Origin of the sequence: uncultured Algibacter sp. (genome assembly GCF_947495675.1) — a bacterium.
Lineage (GTDB): Bacteria > Bacteroidota > Bacteroidia > Flavobacteriales > Flavobacteriaceae > Algibacter_B.
In genome coordinates this window covers 215,578-240,919 of the sequence record NZ_CANLZX010000002.1, presented here as the reverse complement: position 1 = coordinate 240,919, position 25,342 = coordinate 215,578, and the positions used below count along the sequence as shown (strand labels likewise).

Sequence of the window (25,342 nt, the reverse complement as noted above, 5' to 3'; positions counted from 1 at the left end):
ATTATGACGGCTACTACTATGACACAAAAAGTAAAACAAACGTTTAAACTTAATACAATACACGAGGCTATTGACGACATAAGAAACGGAAAGGTTATTATAGTTGTTGATGATGAAAATCGTGAAAATGAGGGTGATTTTTTAGCTGCTGCCGATAAGGTTACACCAGAAATGATAAATTTTATGGCTACCCATGGTAGAGGGCTTATTTGTGCACCATTAACAGAAACCAGATGTAAAGAGCTTGAACTAAACATGATGGTTCGAAACAATACAGACCCCATGGAAACAGCTTTTACAGTTTCTGTAGATTTAAGAGGAAACGGTGTTACTACAGGTATTTCTGCAAGTGATAGAGCAAAAACAGTACAAGCATTAATTAAAGACGATACCAAACCATTTGAGTTAGCAAGACCAGGACATATTTTTCCATTAGTAGCTAAAGAAGGTGGTGTTTTAAGAAGAACTGGACATACAGAGGCTGCTATTGATTTTGCAAGATTAGCGGGATTAAACCCTGCTGGAGTAATTGTAGAAATCATGAACGAAGATGGTTCTATGGCTCGTTTACCAGAACTTTTTGAAGTTGCAAAAAAGCTTGATTTAAAAATTGTTTCTATAGAAGATTTAGTAGCTTATAGAATGCAACATGACTCATTAATTGAGAAAAAAGAAGATTTTCAAATTGAAACCCGTTTTGGAAATTTTAGATTAAGAGCTTACAAACAAACAACTAATAACCAAGTGCACATTGCTTTAACTAAAGGACAATGGAAAGATAAAGAAGAGGTTCTTACTAGAATAAACTCTACATTGTTTAATAATGATATTTTAGGAACACTTACCAACAATGCCGATCAACAATTAGACAATATGTTTAAAGTAATAAATGATGCGGGTAAGGGAGCAATAATATTTATTAACCAAGAATCTCAATCTATGAATATATTGAATAGACTGGCATTTTTAAAAGAACATCAATCACCAAATAAAATTGCTAGGGCTCCTAGAATTCATATGGATAATAGAGATTTTGGTATTGGTGCGCAAATACTCCATGATTTAAACATACATAAGTTACGCTTAATTTCTAACACAGAACAAACCAAACGTGTTGGTTTAATTGGCTATGGTTTAGAGATTACAGATTATGTAAAATACTAAAAAAAACAGTTATTAAACAATCTGTTTTTTAAATATACAGCATAAAAAAACCCATTTAAATAATTTTTAAATGGTTTTTTTGTTTTTAAGTATTTAATTTAAATACATGACTTAATTACTTCTACCATTTTTAAAGCCCTTGCCTTAACCTCGGTTTCTGTCCATGATAATTTTATTAAACAAGATATATTTCTTCCAATAAAATGATCAGATTTAGAAAAATCTTTATCTTTTAAATAAGCTAAACCATTTTTAACTTCGGCAGAAATTGGGTAAAGAGATTTTAGGTCTTTTAAGTGATTCCAATTTCTAATGTAATGCCAACCGTTGTTATAATAATTCCAACAAACATCTACCCCATTTTCTTTAAATGCTTTTGACACTTTAGTAGATGTTTCTATATCTGGTAAAAAGAAATTTAAAAAAGCACAGCTTTCCTCACCGCCTTCAGGTACGGCTCTAAATGTTACTTCTGGAATTTCGGATAAGGCATCTCTTAATATATTAAAGTTTCTCTTTTGAATTTCTAAAAACTCTGGTAAGCGTTTTACTTGTGCTAAACCTACGGCTGCATGCAACTCTGAAATACGAAAATTATACCCTAAAAATGGATGTGTCTCTGCTCCCCTATCATTCCCAACATGATCGTGACCATGATCGCTATAATGATCGGCATTAATATAATATTCTTTGTTATTTGTTATTACAGCGCCGCCTTCACCACAGGTAATAGTTTTTACAAAATCGAATGAGAAACAACCCAAATCACCAATACTGCCAAGTGGTTTACCTTTATAGTTTCCTCCAATAGCTTGACATGCATCTTCAATTAATAACAAGTTATGCTTTTTTGATATGGCTAGTAATGCATCCATATTTGCCATACTCCCACACATTTGTACTACCATAATGGCTTTTGTTTTTGGTGTTATGGCTTTTTGGACTGCTTCTGGACTTAAGCCTAGTGTATCATCAATATCTACTAAAATTGGTATAGCTCCAAGCATCATGATTGCTTCAAAACTTGCAACAAAGGTAAATGTTGGCATTATTACCTCATCTCCTGCTCCCACGCCGGCAGATGCTAATGCTACTGATACTGCTGCTGTTCCGCTAGAAACAAGTTGCACGTGCTTAGACTGGAATGTACTTTGAAGTTCTGTTTCTAAGGCTTTGGCTTTCCAATGTCCGTTACGCATACCATCAAAACCATAGCGCATAAGTACACCATTATCTAATACATCGTTTACTTCTTTTCTTTCTAAATCTCCAAATAATTCAAATCCTGGCATAATTTTGATTTTTTCTTTTATGTTGAATATAGTCGTTGGTATTGCGCGTTAGGGATTGAGGTATTGTTGAAGCTCTTTTTATGTTGTTGCACCTATGCAACATAAAAAAGCGACTACCGAAAGCCCGACCCTTGTGGTAATGCCCAAATATTCTATATTTTTATTACAGCTTCATTTATGGGTTTTCTAACTTTTTTTAAGATTGAAAACATATCGTCTTCTGCACGATACCCTACTGGTAAAAGTAGTACTGATTTTAATCCTTTTTCGTCTAATTTGAGAATTTCATCATACTTAGTTGGTAAAAATCCTTCCATAGGACATGAGTCTACACCTTCTATGGCACATACGGTCATTAAATTACCAAGTGCAATATATGCTTGATTGGTAGACCATTGTTGTCGCTCCGCTATCGATTTACTCTGCATCATATTTATTAAATCTTCTTGATAAGGTTTTAATATGGTGTCTGGAGTATTTCGAATGGTTTTTATATTGTTGTAATAGGTAATTACATCGGTATCCTCTATATCTCTTTGAATACAAATTACAAGTAAGTGCGATGCATCTAATACTTGTTTTTGGTTATAAGATGCTTCTACTAATGGTTCTCGAAGCTTTTTATCTTCTATGACTATTAATTTTATAGTTTGTAAACCAAATGAGGTTGCTGTAAGGTTAAAAGCTTCTGTTATAATATTTAATTTTGCTTTTGACAACTTTTTATTTGCATCAAATTTTTTTGTTGCATACCGCCACTCAAGCTGCTTAATTATATCCATTTTAGTGTTATATGTTTGTGCAAAAATAAGGTTTGCAGTTTTGTTTTTTGCCTAAATGATATATAAAATATCTATAATTGAAAATAGATGAAATTTATTTTGAAAAAGTTGAGTTTTTATTTGAATAGAATGAAAAAGGACATTATATTTGCACCCGCATTCAGGCAAATAGCTTGATGAGGCACTCAAGGAGAATTGGCAGAGTGGTCGAATGCGGCAGTCTTGAAAACTGTTGAGGGTCACACCTCCGGGGGTTCGAATCCCTCATTCTCCGCAAGGAATGTAACAAATTCCATGAAAACCCTATAAACATTATGTTTGTGGGGTTTTTTAATTTTATTCTATATCAAACAAAATTATTTAATATTAAACAAAAAGTGCGGGATTCGCATAATTAAAAAATTTAAAGATTAATATTGACCTATCTGAACCATTCAGAAAAGCTTTGTTATTGATTTACTTAATTATATCCAGAGCGTTTTCCTTTTTTTGTTTTTTTAACTTTTGTTCCGCTTCCTTTTTATTGATTTTGTAAGATTTCATAAGATTCATTTTAGATTTACTTCCCATAGAGACGACGCTGTTACCTTCTTTTTATTGCTTAGTACTCTCAATATTCAGCTTTGTTTAGACATATAAAAAATGCTAGACACGAGCCTGGTTATGCTGTCTGAATGTTGTTATTTTGCTGTCAAAAAAAGGTATGACGGTGTTGGATTAAAGAAGTGATTCTAAATTATTTGTGAAATACAAAATCATAGGAAGCGGAACAAAATGCAAATACATTTATCCTTATTTGGCAGACTTGATTCACGTTTTTTACTTGGAAATGAAGTGTTTTTTTCCAGAGCAACGTAAAGGATTAACGGAATGAAAAGTCAAAAGTTTGGATTAGGTTCAAGACTTTGATAATGAAGCTCTTTTTATGGAATGAAGTTTTCCTACCCGCCCGGCAGGCGGGTAAGGAATGCAAAGAATTGTGCTGAATGGCATGAAAAGATTATCCTCCTTGTAAGCTGAATATTATTTTAAAACAATTTCTCTTGAATACCCAAAATACCATCATTTTTAGACACTTTATTCTTTTTCAAAATATCCTTAAGCGCTTTTCTTCGTTTATAATAAATCCATACTCGTAGGTTTATCAAGAGTCCTTTTTCATAATCCAATAGTCTTTTTGGTGCTATTTCAATCATAGCTTCTAATTGGTCTTTATTATGGATTAGATCGCATATAGAAGCCCTACCTATGTGTAAATGTTTACCCATTAAGCTTGCACGGGTGCATCATAAGTTCCTGGTATCATGGAAGGTATGAGTAACTCTCTTTTCTAGGATACAATTCCAATATTTTATATTAGGAATGTAGCGTTCCTGCTCCCGTAGTTTTGGGACTAGGCAGGTTGAAGTGGGAATCTAAAACTTCGGGATTGTGTACAAGACCTCATTTATTATAGCTCTTTTATCGAAACGTTAATGTATGTGATGAAGCAAATCTAAAAAAACACAATTTAAAAATAGCCACTAACCATCCTTTTATATAGATGTTAGTAGCTATTTTTTTCTAATAAGATTTTAAGTTATCAAATCCGTTTTCATTGGACTTACAATCTTATCAGCCTTATCTAATAAAATTAGTCATTTTCCTATCTAAAAACGACTTCTTTAACTTTTTTTATATAATCTTTACCTCTTAAAGTTTCAAACTTCTTAATCAACTCTTCAAGTTTTTCGGGATTAGATTTTGCCAAATTATTTTGTTGACCAACATCTGCTTTCAAATTATAGAGTTGATATTCAGGAAAATTACCTACCTCAATTCCAACTTTTTCTCTAAAATTCTTCCCTTTATAAGGTGGAATCATCAACCAATCTCCATGACGTAATGCGGTTTTACCAGTAGCCTCAATAATCAAACTCTCTCTACCTATATTAGATTTACCAAGTAAAGTGTTAAGCAATTCTTTACTATCTGTTGTTGAATCTTCAGTACCTACTAAATTCGCCAAGGATGCTAATAAATCCATTTGACACACAATAGCATCGGATGTACCAGATTGAATTTTACCTTTCCAATACGTAATAAAAGGCACTCTAGTCCCAGCCTCAAATATGCTGTACTTTCCTCCTCTAAGCCCTCCTTTAGGATCATGTTTTCCTAATTTTTCGACCGCATCATCATAGTAACCATCATTTAGAACGGGGCCATTATCACTTGAAAAAACAATTAATGTATTTTCTAGTATGCCTTCATCCTCTAAAGTTTTTATAAACTCGCCTATACACCAATCAGCTTCTAAAATAACATCACCTCTTGGTCCCATTCCAGATTTTCCAACAAATCTTGGGTGTGGTGTACGTGGTACATGTGGTTGTTGCATTGCATAGTATAAGAAAAAAGGATTTTCTTTATGAGTTTTTACATAATTTTGGGCCTTAACCAAAAAATGATCAGCCATATCTACATCGCTCCATTTGGCTGCATCTCCTCCTTTCATATATCCAATTCTGGGAATACCATTGACTATACTATTGTTATGACCGTGATGCCATTTCATAGTTGTCAATTCAGGATTACTAATAGCGGTTGGTTCTCCTTCGAAATTATTTTTATAATCTACTTCAATTGGATCATTAGGATCCAAACCTACTACATTTCCGTTATCAATATATACTGTAGGAACACGATCTTGAGTAGCTGCTAAAATATAAGACTCATCAAAACCTACTTCATTTGGACCTGGAGTTACTTTTTCGTTCCAATTTACAATACCAGTTCCAAGTCCTAAATGCCACTTACCAACTATTGCTGTTTGATAACCTTGTTTTTTTAGTAATTTAGGTAAAGTTTGCTGTTCTGTACTTATTAATAAAGGTGCAGTTCCTGGCAAAATTTTAGCATCCTTATTACGCCATGGATACATCCCCGTTAGTAAGGCATATCTGCTAGGTGTACATGTAGCAGAGGAAGCATACCCATTTGTGAATTTTATACCACCTTTTGCTAAAGAATCAATATTAGGTGTTTGCAATTCTGTTGCACCATATGAGCTTAAATCTCCGTAACCTAAATCGTCTAAATAAATAACTATTATGTTTGGTTTTTTTGATATACTTTCAGCTTCTTCAACTTTTTGTTTATCCTTACAACTTACACCTATAAAAAAAATTAATACTAATAGTAAAATGGAATATTTTAAGTTTTTCATGGTTCTAATTTAATATTGTAATCATAATTTTGAATATTCATTATTTTCCATAATGGTCTCTTAATAAAAAATATTCCCACCTCAAAAATGAGATGGAAATATAAATTTTTATTAATTAAATACTTGTATTATTATCGGTCTCACTTAGCGGAATTGGTAAATAATCACGGGTTTCATTATAGTTTTGGGCGGCATCTTCAAACTCATTTTTTCCAGTAGAATAAAGTTCTTTTGAGGTTACTGTTCTTGTTAACAAACTATTATTTCTTTTTTTAGTACCTCCTGATGTATTGCTAGTATAGGTATAGTTGTCAAGATAGTATTTAATTTCGGCCAATTCAGCAAATCTTGCTTGAGCGTTACCCCATCTTCTTAAATCTATATTTCTTACAGAAATTCCTTGTACATTTAATTCTAGCGGTCTTTCTACATGTCTTAATTGGTATCTTAAGGTGTTTTCATCCGTATATGGCGAATTAGTTACTGGGTCATTTACTATATACGTTTTACTAGCATCAACTACAGGACCCAACAAAGCTAGCCCCCAACGTGCACGAATGGTGTTAATATCACTTAAAGCATCAGTAATATTACCTGTCTCTAAATTACATTCTGCTCTCATTAAATATACATCTGCTAAACGATTAATAATTACATTTTTGCCAGATTTCCATGGTGTACCACCTACATTATGTTCACGATCTGTAATATCATGATTTGTATGCTGCTTAAAAAATGAAATTTTCTGTCTGTTAAAGCTTTCTCTAATTGCTGCTGTTGGGGATTGGTAATACTCTGTGTGCTCATCATTTACAAGCGCAACCATTGAAGACGCTCTTAAGGATATATTATCTGCAACTCGGTCTCTTCCATTATATCCAATTACAGTATTTCTTGCATCTAGTGGGTCTAATGATTCCGTAGAATATGCTTCAGTTAACCAAGCCGATACGACTGTGTGTTCTGGTCCTCCTCCTCCTCTTCCGTTTGGAGCAGAATACCTTGCGTTTCTGTGATTAAAACTTTCTTCATACCACTGAGATTCCTCTACTTTTAAAGCAACTGAATAATTAATCTCAAATATTGATTCTGAGCTAAATTCTCCAGCTGAAGTGTACATAAGTTTTACATCTTCTCCTGTTAAAAGAGCATATCCGTAAGCCCCGTTATTAATGACGTCATTAAAATAATCTATAGCTTGGTCATATTCTTCTTCATATAAATGACTTGTACCTAAAATTGTAGCCGCAACACCTTTATCAACCCTTGATTTTTCTTCAAAAGCATGAGGAAGGTTATCATAGGCATATTTTAAGTCACTTCTAAAAAATGTAATAACCTCTGCGGAAGTTGATGTAGGCTTAGAGATTTCTTCAGTAGTTGCTGGAACTTTATCACGTATGATGATTTCGCCATTATTATATAAGGCATGCAAATAAAAATGGCACATCCCTCTTAAAAGTCTTGCTTGTCCCATTTGTTCAGTCCAACGCCCATCACTTTTTAAAGTATCATCCATATCTTCTAAGCCAGTAATTAGTTGATTTGCTCTAAAAATAACTTGATAAAAAGCATTCCACTGTCTGTCAAAATTAAAACTTCCAGAATTGTAGGTATGCGAATAATATGGTACGACCCTCGCATTTGGGTTGTTTGTTCTAAGAGCTGAAACAATTCCTAAATCAGAGCGAATAGCCTCAGACCAAGTGTTTGTTATAAATGTATCTAACATTGCACCATAAACTCCTGTTAAACTCGCATCAGACTGTTCAAAATTTGACCAATAAGTATCTGTAGAGGCTTCATTTGGATTAGTTTGATCCAGATAATCACTACATGATTGTAAAACACTTGTAATTACAATCAAAACAATTAATTTCTTTTTAAAAATTTTCATTTTGAATTTTTTTATTTATTAAAACTTAATATTAACACCAAGGCTATAAAGAGCCGATATTGGATACCTTGAGGTATCAAGTCCTCTTCTTGTTACATTTCCACCAATTTCTGGATCGTATCCTTCATAACTTGTTATTGTTAATGGATTTTGAGCAGAAACAAAAAGTCTAAGATTCGTAATATCTAATTTCCCTAAAACATCTTTAGGTAATGAGTAACCTAAGGTTATTAATTTTAATCTTAAATAATCACCATTCTCCAACCAATAATCTGTGTTACCGTTATGATTAAAATCTCCTTTTGCACCACTCCAATTTGGAATATTAGAAGTTGGGTTGTCTTCAGTCCAAATATTATTTAAATCTGGGTGACGTCCAGCAATATAACTTACTGCTTTGTTTCCATTCATAATTTCTGCACCTACGCTAGCAAACCAATTCATTGCTAGGTCGAAATTTTTATAGCGCCAATTCAAATTAAAGCCTATTTCAAAATCTGGTAATCCACTTCCTTTATAAACTTTGTCGGAAGCATCTATATCACCGTCATTATCTGTATCTACATACCTTAAATCTCCTTTTTTCGCACTCTCTCTACCTCCTAGCATTTGGTATTCAGCTAACTCTTCATCCGTCTGAATCACACCATCAGTCTCATAAATAAAAAATGCACCTGCCTCATATCCAGTAGCAAAATAGGTAATTAAAGAATTCTGAGTATCTCCTTGAACCAATTGTGAATTACCATTAAGAATAAATGGAATATTATTAAAAACACTCGTAATTTCGTTTGTGTTTTTAGTAAAAGTAGCATTTAATCTCAAATTACTCTTCCCAATTTTCTGATTGTATCTTGCTCCTATTTCAAAACCTTGATTAGTCATATTTCCAACATTTAATATTACGTTTCTATGGTCAAAAATATCAAAAGGGGCATTACCTGTTTGGTTAAATGCTCCAGAAGAAGCTGGTAATGTTATTGGAAATAACATATCTTCTTTTTTAGTATTGTAATATTCTGCTGTTAAAACAAACTTGTTTTTTAAAAAAGCTAAATCAACACCAACATTAATTGACTTTGAAGTTTCCCATTTTGCAACCTCATTAGCATAATCTCTAACAGCTGTCCCGTTATTAAAAGTACCATCAAGATCTGAAAAAATATAATCAGCCGCTTGTCCTATAGTACTGCTAAATACATAATCGGCTATAGCATCATTTCCTACCTCACCATAACTTGCTCTTATTTTAAAGTTATTAACAACATTTTTTAAAGGTTTCCAAAAGCCTTCATCAGACACATTCCATGCAGCAGATGCTGATGGGAAAAATCCCCAACGATTGTTTAGTCCAAATTTTGAAGAACCATCATAACGTCCTAATACAGAAAACAAATATTTACCTTTGTAATTATATTGTAATCTACCCAAGGTACCTACACGGGTTGTTTTGTAACCTGCTAAACTATTTGTAGTAGGGTTGATAGTTGCGGTATTTAAAACTGTAATATCATTATTAGAAACTCCTTGTTTCTGTCCAAAGAAACCTTCAAAAGTATCTTCTTCAAGAGTTACCGCTCCTAAAACTCCAATTGTATGATCTCCTATTTTCTTATTGTAATTCAATCCAGCATCCCAGCTGAATTTAGATAACCTTTGCGATTCACTATTCACAAAACTTTTAGTCGGGTCTGACTCTGTATCTTCTAAGTCATCCGGATTTACAAGCGTATAAAACGGAGTAAATTGTTTTCTTGTTTGACTTCTTACCGAAACTCCAACTCGAGTATTAAAACTAAAATTTTCTCCTAAACGGCGCGAAATATCTAAACTACCATTTAATATATCTCTACGGAATAAATCATCCCTTTTAATAGCTTGTGCTAAGTTATTTAAAGGTGTTGTAACAGGCCCATCATCTGAAGTAAAGATTGCATCTGCATTTGGGTCTATTAATGGGAAGTAAGGTGCATAACGGCTAGCTGTTGCTAATAATCCATTATTAGCACGAGCATTTTTGTCAATGGTTAAAGCTATACTTGTGTTTATCTTCCAATTATCGGAGACAAAAGTGGTTGATGTCCTTGCATTATACCTTTTTAGATATGAGTTTACCAATGTTCCCCCTGTATTTAAATGCCCACCTGCAAAATTATAAGTAAAACCTTTTGACCCACCAGAAACATTCAGATTATAGTTAGTTGTTGTAGGATTATCACTTAATACATATTGGCTAAAATCATTATCATTGTTATACCATTCAGGATTATTATCCAGAATTTCAATATGGTTTGTAATACCTAATGATTCTTTAAGTCTTTCAAAAGTTATTTGCTCGCTAGCGTTCATTAATGGTGCTGTTTCGCTAAGACTCTGAATACCATAGGTATGCGTAAAATCAACCTTCATAACACCTTCTTTACCTTTTTTAGTGGTAACTAAAATAACACCTGCTGCTCCTCTAGAACCATAAACGGCTGTTGATGCTGCATCTTTTAAAATGTCGAATGTATCAATTTCGTTCATATTTAAACCTGGATTTCCTACCTGAGGTATACCATCTACAACCCAAAGTGGTGAATTTGCTCCTGAAGTTAAAGAGGTAATACCTCTAATTTGAATACTGGATTGCTCTCCTGGTTCTCCAGAATTTGAAACGACAGAAACACCAGCAACTTGACCTTGTAAAGCGGAAGCTACATCTGATGTTACAAATTGTTCTAAATCTTCAGATTTCACTTGAGCAACTGCACCAGTAAGTTCTTTTTTCTTCACAGTACCGTAACCGACAACAACAACTTCATCAAGGTCTTCAAGATCTGAATCCATGGTTACATTTAAAATACGTCCTACTACTTTTACTTTTTCATCAACCATACCTAAGTAACTAAATATAAGCACATCGCCAATTTTAGCATTAATGGAATAATTCCCATCAAAATCTGTTACAGCCCCATTAGATGTGCCTTGAATTATTATTGCTACACCTGGAATAGGAAAGTTATCTTCGGAACTTTTTACAGTTCCATTTACAGTTATTTGTTGTGCGTTTGCATTAAAACAAAAACTCACCGAAATGATTAAAGAATAGAGAAAAACCTTGCTCCACCTTTTCTTAATTTTTAATTTCTTTTTTAGTTTCATAAAATTTAGTTTAGTTAATTGAACCCATTTAAAAAATCAAATTGATTTAAGTTCGCATTTTAGTTATGTGTTAATTGTTGATTATTTAAAATTTAAATTAGGCAATGAATTATCGGCATGAATTATATTTTCTGATGATACATCTCCTTTGTAATTATTGTCTTTAAAAATGATATTTTTAGAAGACGCAATTTCAATAGCAGGATTATTAGGATGAATTTTCGGGAATGTACCAGAACAAGTAATGGTGTTTCCCACAAACTTCAATCCATCGGTATTTGAAACTTCTAATATTAAATTATCAAATTGATTGAATGTATTATTTGAAATTTCAATGTTTTTAAATGCTATATTTTCGTTATCATCATCTGTTACAAAACGAATAACTCCCCTATTGTGACCACCATGTTGTGAATCCTGAAAAACGTTGTTTCTAATAATAACATTTGCAGCATTCCCAGACTCGAACCAATGTCCGCTTTCAACAGGTATTAAAATGGCCTCCATTTCTGTACTAAAAAAATTATCTTCAATTACAGTATTTACGGGGTTTGATATAAGTAAACCTCTAGCACGGTTATTACTTATTTTACAGTTTTTTACCAATAAATCTGGATAACCATCTAGGTTTTCAATCAAATCTCCTTCTTTTAAATTTTCTGGAAGTTTATTATTAAGAGTAATTATTTGATATCTGCTATTAATATACTTTACTTCTTTAATTGTTGTTTTCTTGAAGGGAAAGAAAGAGTTTTCCAACCTTACAAACCCTAAAGTTTCATTTGGTTGACCAATCACAAATCCTTTTTGTTGATGATGCATCATTCTTACACCTATCTTATCATCTCCTAGAATGTCAACTATTTTTTGGTAAGTGCCATGTACATTAGTTGCATCATCTAATTGATTATTAAACGTACAATTTTTCAAAACCACCTTACCACTACAACCAACAAAATGTGTTGCATCGGCTGTTGTAGAAACCATTCGCCCATTTGAAGGTGTAATATTAAAACTATCTAAAATTAAATCAGATGAGTTTTCAGCTATAATCCCCATTCCGCCGGCATGATGAATATTAACATTAGTGCCATTAAATCCTTTAGTATGAGTTACTCTGAAGGCTGGGGCAACTCTATTAAAACCTTGCTCGCCCTTCATTGTTAAAATCATACCAATTGGCGGCATTTGCTTTTTATGATTATAAACCCGCAATAACCCAGGTTTTAATTCCTCTACTCTAAGTCTGTTTTCAGTTCCTATATCTTTATATTCTGGTGCTCGCTTATCATAACTGTACTTATATTCGATCTTATCAATATTATTTTGAGTTTTATTTTTTGTTTTTGTAGAAATTCCAGTATAAGCTTCAGTATGGTAAGCGATTGCCTTCCTTTGAGGGTCATATAAAATGGATTGCCCAATTCCATGTTCATAGTATGGTTTTATAAAATATAATTGCTCATTACGTATTTCATAAGGGTACTCGTTTGAAATTTGCATATCAAACGTTTTATTATTCTCATCTCTTGCAACAATTAAGCCTTCACTATGAAAAGACTCGGCCCAATCTATCGATAGATTCTTTACTGTTATACTTTCACTTTCATTAATTAAAAAAGGTATCATCACTCCATGAAAAATAAAAGTAGAACCTTGCCCATCTATAGTTAAATTATTTAAGTTTTCGATAGGAAATGCCGAATTAACCATCAAGTCGCAATGGTTAGAAATGTAAACAAACTTTTCAAATCCCTTATCTGGGTAAAAATGATAAGTACCTTTTTCAAATTTTATTTCTGAAATTGGGTTGTTTTCAGCTTGAAGAATTCTTGCCACCACAGCAGAAGTTGCATCTTCGGCAATTTCAATTGTAAACAAAACTTTCTCCCCTTCTTTACTTGTATTATTGCAACTTGAGACAGACAATGTTGTAATTGTTAGTAAAGCAGTAAAAAGTCCTATTAACTTGTTATTGTAATTTTGAAATATAACCATTGAAATTTATTTGTTATTTACATTATAAAATTCTTGTTATTTTAGGTTTTATTTGTACATATAAGTAAATTATATGTACTCATCAGTAAATTAATGCCTCAAGATAATATCAAAACCACAAAAACGATAAAAGCCTACAAACAAAGTATTTATACTAAATTTACAGGCTTATTTTTTTGTCTTTTCTTATCTTAAATCGTTATTTTAATTTAAAAAAAATTGCATTAAATAAAACTACTTTATTTGAAACTCAAATTCTCCGTTTAATTCTCCTGATTTCGCATTTACATTAACAGTCTCTTTGGTAGAATTGATTCTAATTAATGCTGTGGCAATTCCTGCTTCTGCTTCAATTTTATCTGGATTCATTATTTCAACATCACCTTCGATATCCAACTTTACTTCATCGGAAAAATCAGGAATTACAGTTCCATTTTCATCAATAGCTGAAACGTATAAGAATAACACATCATTTTGACCAGCTTCAGGCGCTTTTCCGCTTTCATCTAACCAAATTTTTAACTCTACAGGTTCAAGTGGTGTTTTAACAACATCTTCTGCTACTTCTTTGCCGTTAACATAACCAACCGCTTTTAAAGTTCCTGCCTTAAATTCATTCATTTTAAAAGTAAAAGGTGGATGGTTTAATTTATTTGTATTCTCACCTGTATCTGGCTTTTGAGACGCAATCAGCTCATCATTCAAATATAATTTAACCTCATCTGCATTCGAAAATACTTTTACATCTGTTGGAGATTTTTCGTTCCAATACGTTGCTAACTCAACAACAGGACCATCACTAATATCTCTTTGACTTTGATAAAAATAGTAACCAAATTTTGGAAGTCTAAAAATATCCATAATTCCAGAATACTCAATATCGTCATGGTAACCACGGTTATAATCATACATAACCCAATAGCTGTCTGAATAAGCAACTATATTCAAGTTGTCGTTATGAGATTCTTGTAAATTAGAAGCTTGATTTAATAATCGTTCCTCACCAAAACCTCTTGCTTGACGACTGCTTAATTCTGCACGTAAATCGTTTGGTAATTTATCTTGATTTAGTCCAGCATTTTTAGAATGATACTCCCAATCTCCATACTCAGATACCGAATATGGTTTTGTTCCATCATTATCGTCTGGATGTAAAATTCTGTGTTGACGTGCTTGTAAATAAATATCATAAACATCGTTCATCCAACCACACGAATAGACATTATCTCCAGGATATTCTGCGTGCACAATTCTATCTAGTTCTTCCATGAAAAAGATCGGCATTTTAGTTTCATTTAACGACACTTCCCATGCCAATACGCTTGGACGATTTCTATCGCGTCGGATTAACTCGGTTGCCGAACGATAACAATATTCCCTAAACGAATCCGTATCATTATAAAATTGCCATCCCATTATGGCATCAATTACAACTAAACCTAATTCATCACAAGCATCCATAAATGCCGGCGATTGCGGATAATGTGATAATCGGATATAATTAAAACCGGCATCTTTTATTTTTTTAGCATCTCTATACTGTGCGTTATCAGATAACGCGTAACCAATAAATGGATATTCTTGATGACGGTTTACACCTCTCAAAAATGTTTTTTTACCATTAATGTAGAGTTGATGATTTTCATCAAAAGTAAATTCCCTTATTCCAAATCGGGTTGTTTCCTTATCTATAACTTCACCATTATGAACCACTTTAGTCTCTAAACTATATAAATTTGGATACTTTGGAGACCATAATTTTGCATCTAAAATTGAAAATTGTTTTGTAACCTCTATATCTTTTTCAGCTTCAATAAGTACCTTTGAAGTGACATGTTCTTCAACCAATTTACCTTCGTAAAAAATAGATTGAACAACATCAACATTTTTTGATTCCTTATTTTCGTTTATTAAATGTATCTTAGTTTTCACGAAAGATTCTTCTTCTGAAACTTTTGGATAGGTGATAAAAACTCCTCCTCCAGCAACTTTATTAGCCAAAACAGGATGTGAAATATAAATTTTCTCTTTTACTTTTAACCAAGCATTTCTGTACAGACCTCCATACATATTAAAATCTAATCGTTTTAATGGTTTCGGGCCTGTAACCATATTGTCTTTATTATCTAATCGGATTGCAATTACATTATCGATACCTGTTTTTACATACTTTGTTACATCCACAACCACAGGAAGAAAACCTCCATGACGTTCTGAAACTTCAATACCATTTATCCAAATTTTTGAATAATTCATGGCGGCTTCCAATTCTAAAAACAGTTTTTTCTCGGAATTGGCTTTTGGTACATTAAACACTTTACGATACCAACAGATACCTTGCCATTGATTGTTTACTACTAAAGGCTCGATATTTGCAGTGTGTGGTAAACTCACAACTTTCCAATTGGAATCATCAAAATTCAGACTATGGAAATCTGCTTCAGAATCTTTTGACTCGTCTATCTTTTTAAATTTCCAATCTGAATTTATTTTTAGTGTACTTAATGTTCCTTCTTTACAGGATTGGAATGCAAATATTATAACAATTAATAACCCAAATAGTTTTATGTTTTTCATTTTCTATAACGTTTAGTTTTTAGTTTTTTTCAGTTGCTCGCTTTTATACTTTTTAAAATTATCTCCCCAAGATTTAAATCCAACCTCAATGCCGTTTTCCATTTGTTTTCGAATCTCGGGATGTTTATCTTTTATCCACTGAACTAAATCCACTGTGGATTGTACAGATTTAGGTTCATAAATATTACTTACTGGCACGTATGCTTTATCAAAATCTTTAGTTGTGTTTCTAAGTTTATCTAAAGTTGATGCATAGACAGGATTGTTTGCTAGATTAATCAATTCATGAGGGTCGTTTTTTAAGTTGTAAAGCTCTTCTATAGGTTTAGATTCTTCAAAAAAGAAACTTTGAGCCTCATTCAGTTTTCCTTCTTTCTTCAGTCCTCTCATAATATGAACTGCAGGACGATAAAATTCTAAATAAGCTTGATGCGCGTCAAAGGGAATTTCTGGTTTATCATTTCTAATATATTTCCATTCATCAGATGAAATTGCTCTTGACTTTTCATCAATTTCATCCCATAAATCTCTTGCAGCATAAACATACTCACGCTTAAAATCATTTGCAAACATTGGTTTTCCCGTCATGTAATCTGGAGTATCAATTCCTGCAAAATCTAAAATAGTTGCTGTAATATCTGTAGCACTAACCACATCTTTTCTAACTTCTCCTCCTTTAAATTTTTTTGGATAATAGATTATATAAGGAATTTTTAAACCAGGGTCGTGTAAGTAACCTTTACCTTTAATATTACATCTACCATTATCACCAATAAATATGACAATAGTATTATCTGCCACTCCTTTTTCTTCCAATTCTTTAAAAATTAGTCCAACTTCATAATCCATGTATTCTACTTGATCTAAATATTTAGCCCAATCCAAACGAATTGCTGGATGGTCTGCAAAATATTCAGGGAACACAACATGTTCTGGATTTACTGGATGTTTAGATTTCTCCCTGATTTCGTCCCACCAATCTCCTCTATGAGTTACAGCTAACTGAATTTGAGCAAAAAATGGTTGGTCTTCTTTTTCAAAAGTATCGTGCTTATCAAATAATCCGAATTGTGTTTCTCCATCCCAAGGCCCAATAGGTTCATGTTTAAAATTAACATCAATTTTTCGTCCCTTTTTCATTACAGCATGATTTCCAAGAATTGTAGTATATCCAACTTCTCTTAATTTTTGCGTGAAAGGAGTAAATTTTTTATCTAAAGGAACATCTCGATTACTTCTGTGGTTATGTGTATTAGTTATAACTTGATGTGTACCAATCATCATTGCTGAACGACTTGGAGAACAAATGGAATTAGTTACAAAGGCATTATCAAATCGAATACCTTTACTAGCCATTTTATCAAGATTTGGTGTTTTTACTGCAGGCATACCATAACAAGCTAAATCGAGACTCATGTCTTCTGCCATTAACCAAATGATGTTTGGTTTCTCAACTAGTTTTTGCTTTTCTTGGGACTTACAACTAGTTAAACCAACAACTAGAATTAAAAATGATCTTATTAATAATTTATTCATGATTTTATTCTTTAAATACACCTCCTGAAAAGGGATAATGTTCATTTTTTACACTTTCATTTTTTAAAATACCATTCATCTTCTCTACTATACCCGGATATTGAGATGATAAATCTGAAGTTTCATATAAATCTTTCTCCAAATCGTATAATTCCGTTTTATATGAATCAGCAATTCTTACAGCTTTCCATTTCCCCATTCGAGCACCTTGTTTAAATCCATTTACAGATTTCCCTTCTTGGATTTCCCAATATAAATGTTTGTGCTTTTTCTGTTCTTTTTTAAGTAATTCTGGTAAGAATGAAATCCCATCCGTTTGTTTAGGAGCTTCAATACCTGCAATTTCAGCAAGTGTTGGCATTACATCGTAAAAAGTACTTGGGTGATTACTTGTAGAGCCCCCTTCTATTTTACCCTTCCAATACACTATCATTGGTTCACGAATGCCACCTTCATATAAATCGCGTTTATAACCCTTTAGTCCGCCAGAAGATTTAAAGAATTCATGGCTATGTTTTAAGTGTTTTTTAAAACGGTGAGAACCGCTCCATGGACCATTATCGCTTGTGAAAATTACAATTGTATTATCTAATTCCCCACGTTTGTCGAGGGTTTTAAATAAACGTTCTATTTGTTCATCAAGCATAGTAACTCGTGATGCATATAGCCTATCATATTCGGGAAATCCTTCATTTTTGTATAAATCATTTTTCCGAACTTCATATTCATTCGCATGAGGCGTTCTATAAGACATATATAGAAAGAATGGCTTTTCTTTATCCTTATTTTCTAAGAATTCTAAAGCAAAATTGGTTCTAAATTCATCTAAACATTTGTATTTATCATACTCATAAAGAATAGAATCTTGGTCATTATTCACCCAATGGATACGTTCATCTATTTCATTCCCATGAATATCTTCCCCCCATTGTTCTTGAACAGCATAGTCAAAACCTCTTCCTTTTGCCCAAGTTGATTTATCTTCTGGAACTCCCAAATGCCATTTACCAATCATTGCCGATTGGTAACCTGCCTTTTTAAGCATTTCAGGAATTATAATTTCAGATTTTTTTAATGGTACTCTATCCCATTTTCCATTTATACTTCCTTTGTTTCCTCTAATAGTTACATGTCCTGTGTGTAATCCAGTCATCAATACAGCTCTTGAAGGTGAACAAACTGCAGTTCCTGCGTAGAAGTCGGTAAAACGCATTCCTTTGGATGCTAAATCATCTAAAAAAGGTGTTTTCATTACTTCTTGGCCATAAACACCTAATTCTCCATAACCCATATCATCTGCTAATAACAATACAATGTTTGTTTTTTTTGCTTGGTTAGAAGAGTTTGATAAATTTTCTGTTCTTGATTCTTTTTTTGCATCTCCACATGCTACAACTAGCATCATAGAAAGTAAAAACAACATAGATTTTCTAATATTCATATTTTTTAGAGCTATATATTAAGCATTAATACAATATTATCTTTTGCTTAAAATTATTATCTATATACAGTAAGTAAACACCTTTAGAAAGAATACTTAAATCAATTGTCTTTTTGTTTTCAATTGTATCGTTAGCAATCTCCTTTCCTAACATATCTCTAATTTGAACCGTTTTTGCAATTCCATTGTGAGGAATACTAAAATTTAATAATCCAGATGTTGGGTTAGGATATATTGTCAATTCTGAATCAGAATAATCATTTATACCTAAAGCCCCGTTCTCTAAAGGGTTTCTTGGATTAGGGGTATCTCTTTCTTCTACTGGAATCCAGAAGCTAACACCATCAACCGATTCATTACATATTTCATAATCATCATAACTATCAGTAAAAAAAGCTCTTGGTGGCAAATAATAGGCTTCAATATTATAACCATTTGCGGTTACTTCGGTTTCGGGAAAATCTAAGTTGTAATCTCCAAGTTTATCTGCCTGCCTTATAACAGCTCCAATTGCAGGGCCCAATCTACTTTCACCGTCAACATTTAAAGTGGTCGCAATTCCAATTCCACCAGAACGCTCAACTCTCAATGCACACGGTATATATCTTAATCGTTTCGATTTGTGCAGTTGAGCGTTTTGCCCAAAAGTTGAAGTTACATCTCTAATCTTTGATGTACTGTCATATGAACCAGGAGTTAAACCATTAGCTTCCTCTTCATCAGTTGTAAAACCAGACGACCAAACAACCGTTGCTTCACAACTATTTCCGACCACACCACTAACATTAAAATAGCCTTGATCTAAGGTATGTGGAGATAATTGTAATGCACTTTGTCCATTAGTACACTCAATATTTCTTCCCCAAATATTATCTAATTTTAAATCTTCAAAATCAATAAGCTCTACATATTGTATTAAGGAATAACCTGTTTCCAATCTTAAAGTAGCACCTCCCACACCGCTTAAATCCCGGAACAATAAATTCTTTCCGGATTGAGTTTGTATTAGCCCATATCCATAATGTGCATTAGTTATGCTTATATTTTCTATAATACCACCATTAGGAACACCTCTAATTGAATCAATTCTATTGCCATTTGGAGTGCTGATTGTAGTATGATTGCTTCCAAATATTAATCCTGCAAATACAGTATTATTATCGTCAATATTAAAATTTGCAACTCTAAAATTACTACAGAAATTGAAATTGATTACTCTAATTCTTGCATCTGGCTGTAAACTTGTAAAATCTACATTAAAATTTCCGCCAACACCTACAATACTGAAATTGCTAATGCCTGAATTAGAATCTGCATCAAACAAAGATTTATTGTTGGCAGTATAGTTATAAGGTAAAAAGGTTACATTTGAATCGACTTCAATATGTACATTCGACTTTAAAGGGACCTCCAAAATTCTGTATGTACCTGCATTTACAATTACTTTTCCACCACCTAATGAATTTACCGCATTAATAGCATTTATTAATGTCGGTGAATCGTCTCCTGTTCCAGTCGAAGGATTAATTGTTTGTGAAGCAGACCCAAAAGTTGGGTTAAAAAAAGTGGTGTCTGCAGGAGGATCTTGTGCAAACACCCTCAAAAATCCAACTATAACAATTAATATGGTTAAAAATTGACTATTTATTCTCATAACTATTTTTAAATTTAATATGTTGGGACTGCCTCTTTTTCCCAATTTGCAATATCATTTTTTAATTGGGCTTCGATTTCTAAATCGGTCCCAATTAAATCATTTTGCTCGCTAACATCTTCAACTACATTAAACAATTGAAACTTTCCGCTATGGTATTTAACTAATTTCCAATCGCCTGAAATAACCGCAGCATATTGGTCTTCATAACTTCTGAAGAAATACAAATTACGTTTGGCTATCTCTTTTCCTTTTAACAATGGCATTAAACTTACTCCATTAATTTGTTTGTCTTCACATTTTTTTCCTGAAGCAATTTCTACTAATGTTGGATAGAGGTCAATTGATTGTACTGGAACATCAGAAACTGTATTTGGAGATGTCACATTAGGATAATAAATCATGAATGGCACTCTTGCTCCACCTTCTCCTAAAGTATTACCACCTTTTTTACCACCACTTAATGGCGCATTTGTATACGCTCCTCCTTGGTCTGATAACACAATAATTACGGTATTATCTGCAATGCCTTTTTCTTCTATTGCGTTTCTAACACGACCAACAGATTCGTCCATTGCTTCAACCATTGCTGCATGATGTGCATATTTGCCTTGTAATCCAGCATCTTGGTATTTCTTTAATAAATCTTTTCTACCAATTGAAGGTCCATGAACGGAATAATACCAGAATGATAACATAAAAGGTTGTTCTTTATCATACTCTTTTATAAAATTGACAGCATTATCGGTTAATACATCTGTTAGATAATCGCCTTCCTTATTGTTTTTAAAATATTCTTTTGGGTCACCATTTTTAAAGAATGGAAAATAATAACTTTTAGGATGTCCATGGTCGGTTGTTCCGAATTCTCCATCAAATCCCTGATTGATTGGATAATGTTTTGAATGTCCTAAATGCCATTTTCCAATGAAATAGTTGTAATACCCAAATTCTTTAAGTTTTTCAGCATAAGTAACTTCTTCTAAAGGCAAATAGTTTCTCGAAGGTCTTTGTACTGGGTCTTTTGGCCAAACATTATATTCTGGACTGATAAAATCTTTTTCTTGTGGAATATGCCTCGACATTTCTAATCTAACTGACTCTTTTCCAGTTAAAAGAGACAACCTACTTGGGCTACAAGTAGGTGTTGGAATATAAGCTCTATTAAAATCTAAACCTTCTTTTTTAAGTTGATCGATATTAGGCGTGTTGAATGTGTTATTTCTATAACCAACATCAGACCATCCATAATCATCTACAAACAATAAAACGATGTTTGGCTTTGCTGATTTCGATTCTTTTTTTGACTCTTGGCCTTTACATGAGGTAAAGCTCATTGCAGCACACATGGCTATTAATCCTATTTTATTTAATTTCATTTTATAAAAAATTGTATATCTAAATTCTATTTTTAACAAGTAAGCTAAGCATTAAAACTAAGAAATTGTTGTATAACTTAATATTCATCCAATCTGGAATTTACTGAATGTAAATATCGAATGACACTATTAAGAATTTGTGCTTATAGGTTTAGAATATGTATGTAAGCGTAAAAACTTAAGTTAGATTGAATGTAATTTACATTTTTAGCTAATTTTTTAATGCTATAATTGAAACTTCTCATTTGTATGAATTTTATAAGTAGTCCTTCTTTCATTTTATTAAAACTTACATCCCTTTCTTTTTTCTTTTTATTTCTGTTTTATTAGAATTGTAATTATGATTCTCATTCATCATTTGAGCTCCAACATTGGCTCTCCAATTCTTCAACTTTGAAAGTAATTCTTCACCTAAAATAGGATTGGTTTTAATTATATTTTGTGTTTCATTTGGATCTATAGACAAATCGTATAATTCTAATGCACCATCTTCAAAAAATTCAATCAGTTTAAAATCACCTTTTCGAATAGCTCCATAAGGTTTTGTTCTATGATAATGTGGGTAATGCCAGTAGATCTCATTGCGATCTAAATTTTCAGAATTTCCATTCAGTAATGGTACTATACTAACCCCATCTAAATGTTCATCTGGTTTTAAAGGCAAGTTTGCCATTTCTAGAATTGTTGGATAGAAATCCGTCCCAATAACAACTGCATCATTTTTACTTCCCGGTTTAGTTTTTCCTGGCCAGTTTATAATAAAAGGTTCTTTTACGCCACCTTCATGAGAAAAACCTTTATACCCTTTTAGACCACCTGTTGTTTCATCAAAATTCCCTCCATTATCGCCTGTTAATATAATTATAGTATTATCAGAAATTCCTAGACCATCTAACTTATTGATAATCCGTCCGACACTATTATCTAAAGCTTCAACCATACCGGCTCTTTTTGGGTTAATATACTCGTGCTTTAAGTTTTTAAAATCCTTGGCTTTTGTTTTATACTTTTCTTCCAATTCTTTTGGACACATAATAGGCCCATGCAGCGTGTAATAAGAAAAGTATAATAAAAATGGTGCTTTTTTATTGATAGTATCTAAGTATTTTATGGCAGCATCTGTAAGTTTATCTGTAAGATAATCTCCGGGATTGCCATCATCAAGATTAGGCATTTCAAATGGAGAAAAATACTTACCCTTTCCTTTCGGCATTCCCCATTCATTCCCTCCGATGTTAATATCGAAACCATGATTAGTAGGATAATGTTGATTAAAATCAGGTTGATTTATGGGCATTAAGTGCCACTTTCCAAAGAAGGATGTGTTATAACCACCTTGCTTTAATGATTCAGGAAGTGTCACTCTTTTATGGTTAATTCTCATATTCCATTTTGGAACAGAAAGCTTCGCATTTGGAAAATCGTGTCCATCTATCCAATCTGTTAGGTGGGTTCTAGCCGGATATCTTCCTGTTAAAATAGCTGCCCTTGAAGGCGAGCAAACGGTACATGCAGCATAGGCATTATTAAATAACATACCTTGACTAGCCAATTTATCTATATTGGGTGTCTCATTAAATTTAGCGCCATAACAACCGAAATCTCCCCAACCCAAATCATCTACAAGTAAAAATACAATATTTGGTTTATTACTTTGTTCTTGATTTTGAATAGTATTTTTAGTCTGTGCAATGTCCTTGTTTTTACATGAAAAAGAAATAATACAAATAAAAAAGATTGATACTATGTTGATTAGTTTAAAATTCATTTAATGAATTAATAATAGTTAAAACCTTAAATATCTTTATTTAGTTGCAACTTCCATCAGTAGGTTTTGTTACATTCGGACAACCGTCAATTGCATTTGTAGGGTATATAAAAAAATCTTCTTGTTCAAAATCTGTATTTGTCTTTGTTATATTTCCAACAATTACTTCATAACAACCATTATCTGGACCTGTACAACCTCCTTCAGCTGCTGCATTATCTCTAACCGTACCAATTGAATGACCTGGGGTGCTTTCATTATCTGGATTCTGACATTTTAAAATAAGCTCTCGCCTATCATCACAATCAAAATATTTAAAATCCTTTCCTTTAATTTGCGCTCCTGCTCCACCTGTTACAGTTATGTCTCCAATATAAGATCTACTATCAAACGTCCCTTTTCTTTCAATAAGTCCTGGTTTAGTACCTATAAAACCAGCTGCTATTTGCACAGCATGAGTAGAATTAATTGCAACTACCCCTTCTATATCTACACGCCCTTGATCTACTCGATGAGGCGACATATTAAACGCTGCATCTCCACTTCTAGAAGTAATATTTCTTCCTACAACATCATCAACAGTAACTTTATTTACTTGATTTGTAGCTGCCGCACCAGTTTCAACTCTTAAAGTGACGCCTCCTTGTCCGTCAAGATTTTTATACAACACACTTTTACCAGTTTGCATTTGTACCACACCATAACCTACGTGCATACCAGTCATAACAATATCTTTTATTACACCATTAGAAGATGCTTCATCAACATTTTGAGTAGCAGGCAAATTAAGAACGATATTTGAAAATCTTGAGTAATTATCCATTAAACTTAAACCAGAAAACTTAAAATTTTTTACATTGCCAAATTCAACAAATCTCACTCCAATATCATCACCAATCGGAATAACACCTTTAAACCATGTTGAAGCATCTGTATTATTTTCATCTGAATTGGTAATAGCAACATTTTCAACATAGAAATTCTCTCCAACTAAAAACATATTTATATTTCTACCAGCAATACTGCCACTCAAGTCAGGTTGAATGACCACATCTGAATCTATTTTTATATGAATATTAGATCTTAGTTCAACTTCCTTTAAACAATAAGTCCCTTTTGTAATTCTAATAACACCACCGCCAGTATTCGAGAGGGTTGTTATTTGTTGATTTAAAAGCTGACTATCTAGTGAACTACAATCTCCATTAAGGTTTGCAACTACTTCGGTAGAAGGTATTTTGTCTATGTAAAATCTATCTTCGTTGTCTCGTAATCTATCTGTTGAAGATTCGCCTTCAAAAAACAAATTATTTATCTCCTCTTCTTCTTTTGGATCTACTTCTTTAATATCATCATTATTTGATTCTGAAGAACATGCAACTACAAACAGTAAGACAGTTAAAACTAAAAAAGTATTCTTAAATTTATTTATCATAAGATATTTAATTTAATCAATGTAAATATCGATTGATACTATGAATTATTTGTTCTTATTAGTTTAG

At 32.6% G+C, this 25,342-nt stretch carries 14 protein-coding genes and 1 tRNA gene; 2 read left to right on the top strand and 13 right to left on the bottom strand.

What is annotated here, in order from left to right; all coding sequences use genetic code 11:
• The first annotated feature begins 18 nt into the window (after positions 1-18).
• A complete protein-coding gene (gene ribB / locus Q0842_RS02560) occupies positions 19-1,164 on the top strand; it encodes a 3,4-dihydroxy-2-butanone-4-phosphate synthase (RefSeq protein WP_298493999.1) in 1,146 nt (381 codons plus the stop codon).
• A gap of 98 nt (positions 1,165-1,262) precedes the next feature.
• Here the strand turns inward: ribB and Q0842_RS02555 are convergent, their stop codons facing one another.
• Positions 1,263-2,456, bottom strand: a complete 1,194-nt coding sequence (locus Q0842_RS02555; RefSeq protein ID WP_298493997.1) for a DegT/DnrJ/EryC1/StrS aminotransferase family protein — start codon at positions 2,454-2,456, stop codon at positions 1,263-1,265.
• A 152-nt stretch (positions 2,457-2,608) separates the two neighbouring features.
• Positions 2,609-3,238, bottom strand: a complete 630-nt coding sequence (locus Q0842_RS02550; protein WP_298493995.1) for an NAD(P)H-dependent oxidoreductase — start codon at positions 3,236-3,238, stop codon at positions 2,609-2,611.
• Between the two features lie 189 nt (positions 3,239-3,427).
• On the opposite strand from Q0842_RS02550, the gene Q0842_RS02545 reads away from it, so the two are divergent.
• A tRNA-Ser gene (locus tag Q0842_RS02545) sits at positions 3,428-3,512 on the top strand.
• 1,371 nt (positions 3,513-4,883) lie between these two features.
• Here the strand turns inward: Q0842_RS02545 and Q0842_RS02540 are convergent.
• The 11 genes from Q0842_RS02540 to Q0842_RS02490 form a co-directional block, all read right to left on the bottom strand.
• Entirely contained in the window at positions 4,884-6,446 is a 1,563-nt protein-coding gene (locus Q0842_RS02540; RefSeq protein WP_298493993.1) for an arylsulfatase, read from the bottom strand.
• A gap of 115 nt (positions 6,447-6,561) precedes the next feature.
• Positions 6,562-8,343 carry a RagB/SusD family nutrient uptake outer membrane protein gene (locus tag Q0842_RS02535; RefSeq protein ID WP_298493992.1) on the bottom strand — a complete coding sequence of 594 codons (1,782 nt, stop codon included), beginning with the start codon at positions 8,341-8,343 and terminating at the stop codon, positions 6,562-6,564.
• An 18-nt stretch (positions 8,344-8,361) separates the two neighbouring features.
• Positions 8,362-11,487, bottom strand: a complete 3,126-nt coding sequence (locus Q0842_RS02530) for a TonB-dependent receptor (protein ID WP_298493990.1) — start codon at positions 11,485-11,487, stop codon at positions 8,362-8,364.
• Between the two features lie 81 nt (positions 11,488-11,568).
• Positions 11,569-13,485 (bottom strand): right-handed parallel beta-helix repeat-containing protein, encoded by a 1,917-nt coding sequence (locus Q0842_RS02525; RefSeq protein ID WP_298493989.1) that lies wholly within the window; start codon positions 13,483-13,485, stop codon positions 11,569-11,571.
• Between the two features lie 234 nt (positions 13,486-13,719).
• Positions 13,720-16,062, bottom strand: a complete 2,343-nt coding sequence (locus Q0842_RS02520; RefSeq protein ID WP_298493987.1) for a glycoside hydrolase family 2 TIM barrel-domain containing protein — start codon at positions 16,060-16,062, stop codon at positions 13,720-13,722.
• 12 nt (positions 16,063-16,074) lie between these two features.
• Positions 16,075-17,598 carry a sulfatase gene (locus Q0842_RS02515; RefSeq protein WP_298493985.1) on the bottom strand — a complete coding sequence of 508 codons (1,524 nt, stop codon included), beginning with the start codon at positions 17,596-17,598 and terminating at the stop codon, positions 16,075-16,077.
• Between the two features lie 4 nt (positions 17,599-17,602).
• Positions 17,603-19,039 (bottom strand): sulfatase-like hydrolase/transferase, encoded by a 1,437-nt coding sequence (locus Q0842_RS02510; RefSeq protein ID WP_298493983.1) that lies wholly within the window; start codon positions 19,037-19,039, stop codon positions 17,603-17,605.
• A gap of 25 nt (positions 19,040-19,064) precedes the next feature.
• Positions 19,065-20,693, bottom strand: coding sequence for a T9SS type A sorting domain-containing protein (locus Q0842_RS02505; protein WP_298493980.1), 1,629 nt, complete (start codon positions 20,691-20,693; stop codon positions 19,065-19,067).
• Positions 20,694-20,707: 14 nt separating this feature from the next.
• A complete protein-coding gene (locus Q0842_RS02500) occupies positions 20,708-22,072 on the bottom strand; it encodes a sulfatase (RefSeq protein ID WP_298493978.1) in 1,365 nt (454 codons plus the stop codon).
• A 289-nt stretch (positions 22,073-22,361) separates the two neighbouring features.
• On the bottom strand, positions 22,362-23,840 hold the full coding sequence (locus Q0842_RS02495) for a sulfatase (RefSeq protein WP_298493976.1): 1,479 nt from the start codon (positions 23,838-23,840) through the stop codon (positions 22,362-22,364).
• A 40-nt stretch (positions 23,841-23,880) separates the two neighbouring features.
• Positions 23,881-25,275, bottom strand: a complete 1,395-nt coding sequence (locus tag Q0842_RS02490) for a hypothetical protein (RefSeq protein WP_298493974.1) — start codon at positions 25,273-25,275, stop codon at positions 23,881-23,883.
• Positions 25,276-25,342 lie beyond the last annotated feature (67 nt).

Excerpts from the sequence above, each read along its gene's own strand:
- ribB (WP_298493999.1), top strand. The coding sequence starts at position 19 with ATGACACAAAAAGTAAAACAAACGTTTAAACTTAATACAATACACGAG.
- Q0842_RS02555 (WP_298493997.1), bottom strand. The coding sequence starts at position 2,456 with ATGCCAGGATTTGAATTATTTGGAGATTTAGAAAGAAAAGAAGTAAAC.
- Q0842_RS02550 (WP_298493995.1), bottom strand. The coding sequence starts at position 3,238 with ATGGATATAATTAAGCAGCTTGAGTGGCGGTATGCAACAAAAAAATTT.
- Q0842_RS02540 (WP_298493993.1), bottom strand. The coding sequence starts at position 6,446 with ATGAAAAACTTAAAATATTCCATTTTACTATTAGTATTAATTTTTTTT.
- Q0842_RS02535 (WP_298493992.1), bottom strand. The coding sequence starts at position 8,343 with ATGAAAATTTTTAAAAAGAAATTAATTGTTTTGATTGTAATTACAAGT.
- Q0842_RS02530 (WP_298493990.1), bottom strand. The coding sequence starts at position 11,487 with ATGAAACTAAAAAAGAAATTAAAAATTAAGAAAAGGTGGAGCAAGGTT.
- Q0842_RS02525 (WP_298493989.1), bottom strand. The coding sequence starts at position 13,485 with ATGGTTATATTTCAAAATTACAATAACAAGTTAATAGGACTTTTTACT.
- Q0842_RS02520 (WP_298493987.1), bottom strand. The coding sequence starts at position 16,062 with ATGAAAAACATAAAACTATTTGGGTTATTAATTGTTATAATATTTGCA.
- Q0842_RS02515 (WP_298493985.1), bottom strand. The coding sequence starts at position 17,598 with ATGAATAAATTATTAATAAGATCATTTTTAATTCTAGTTGTTGGTTTA.
- Q0842_RS02510 (WP_298493983.1), bottom strand. The coding sequence starts at position 19,039 with ATGAATATTAGAAAATCTATGTTGTTTTTACTTTCTATGATGCTAGTT.
- Q0842_RS02505 (WP_298493980.1), bottom strand. The coding sequence starts at position 20,693 with ATGAGAATAAATAGTCAATTTTTAACCATATTAATTGTTATAGTTGGA.
- Q0842_RS02500 (WP_298493978.1), bottom strand. The coding sequence starts at position 22,072 with ATGAAATTAAATAAAATAGGATTAATAGCCATGTGTGCTGCAATGAGC.
- Q0842_RS02495 (WP_298493976.1), bottom strand. The coding sequence starts at position 23,840 with ATGAATTTTAAACTAATCAACATAGTATCAATCTTTTTTATTTGTATT.
- Q0842_RS02490 (WP_298493974.1), bottom strand. The coding sequence starts at position 25,275 with ATGATAAATAAATTTAAGAATACTTTTTTAGTTTTAACTGTCTTACTG.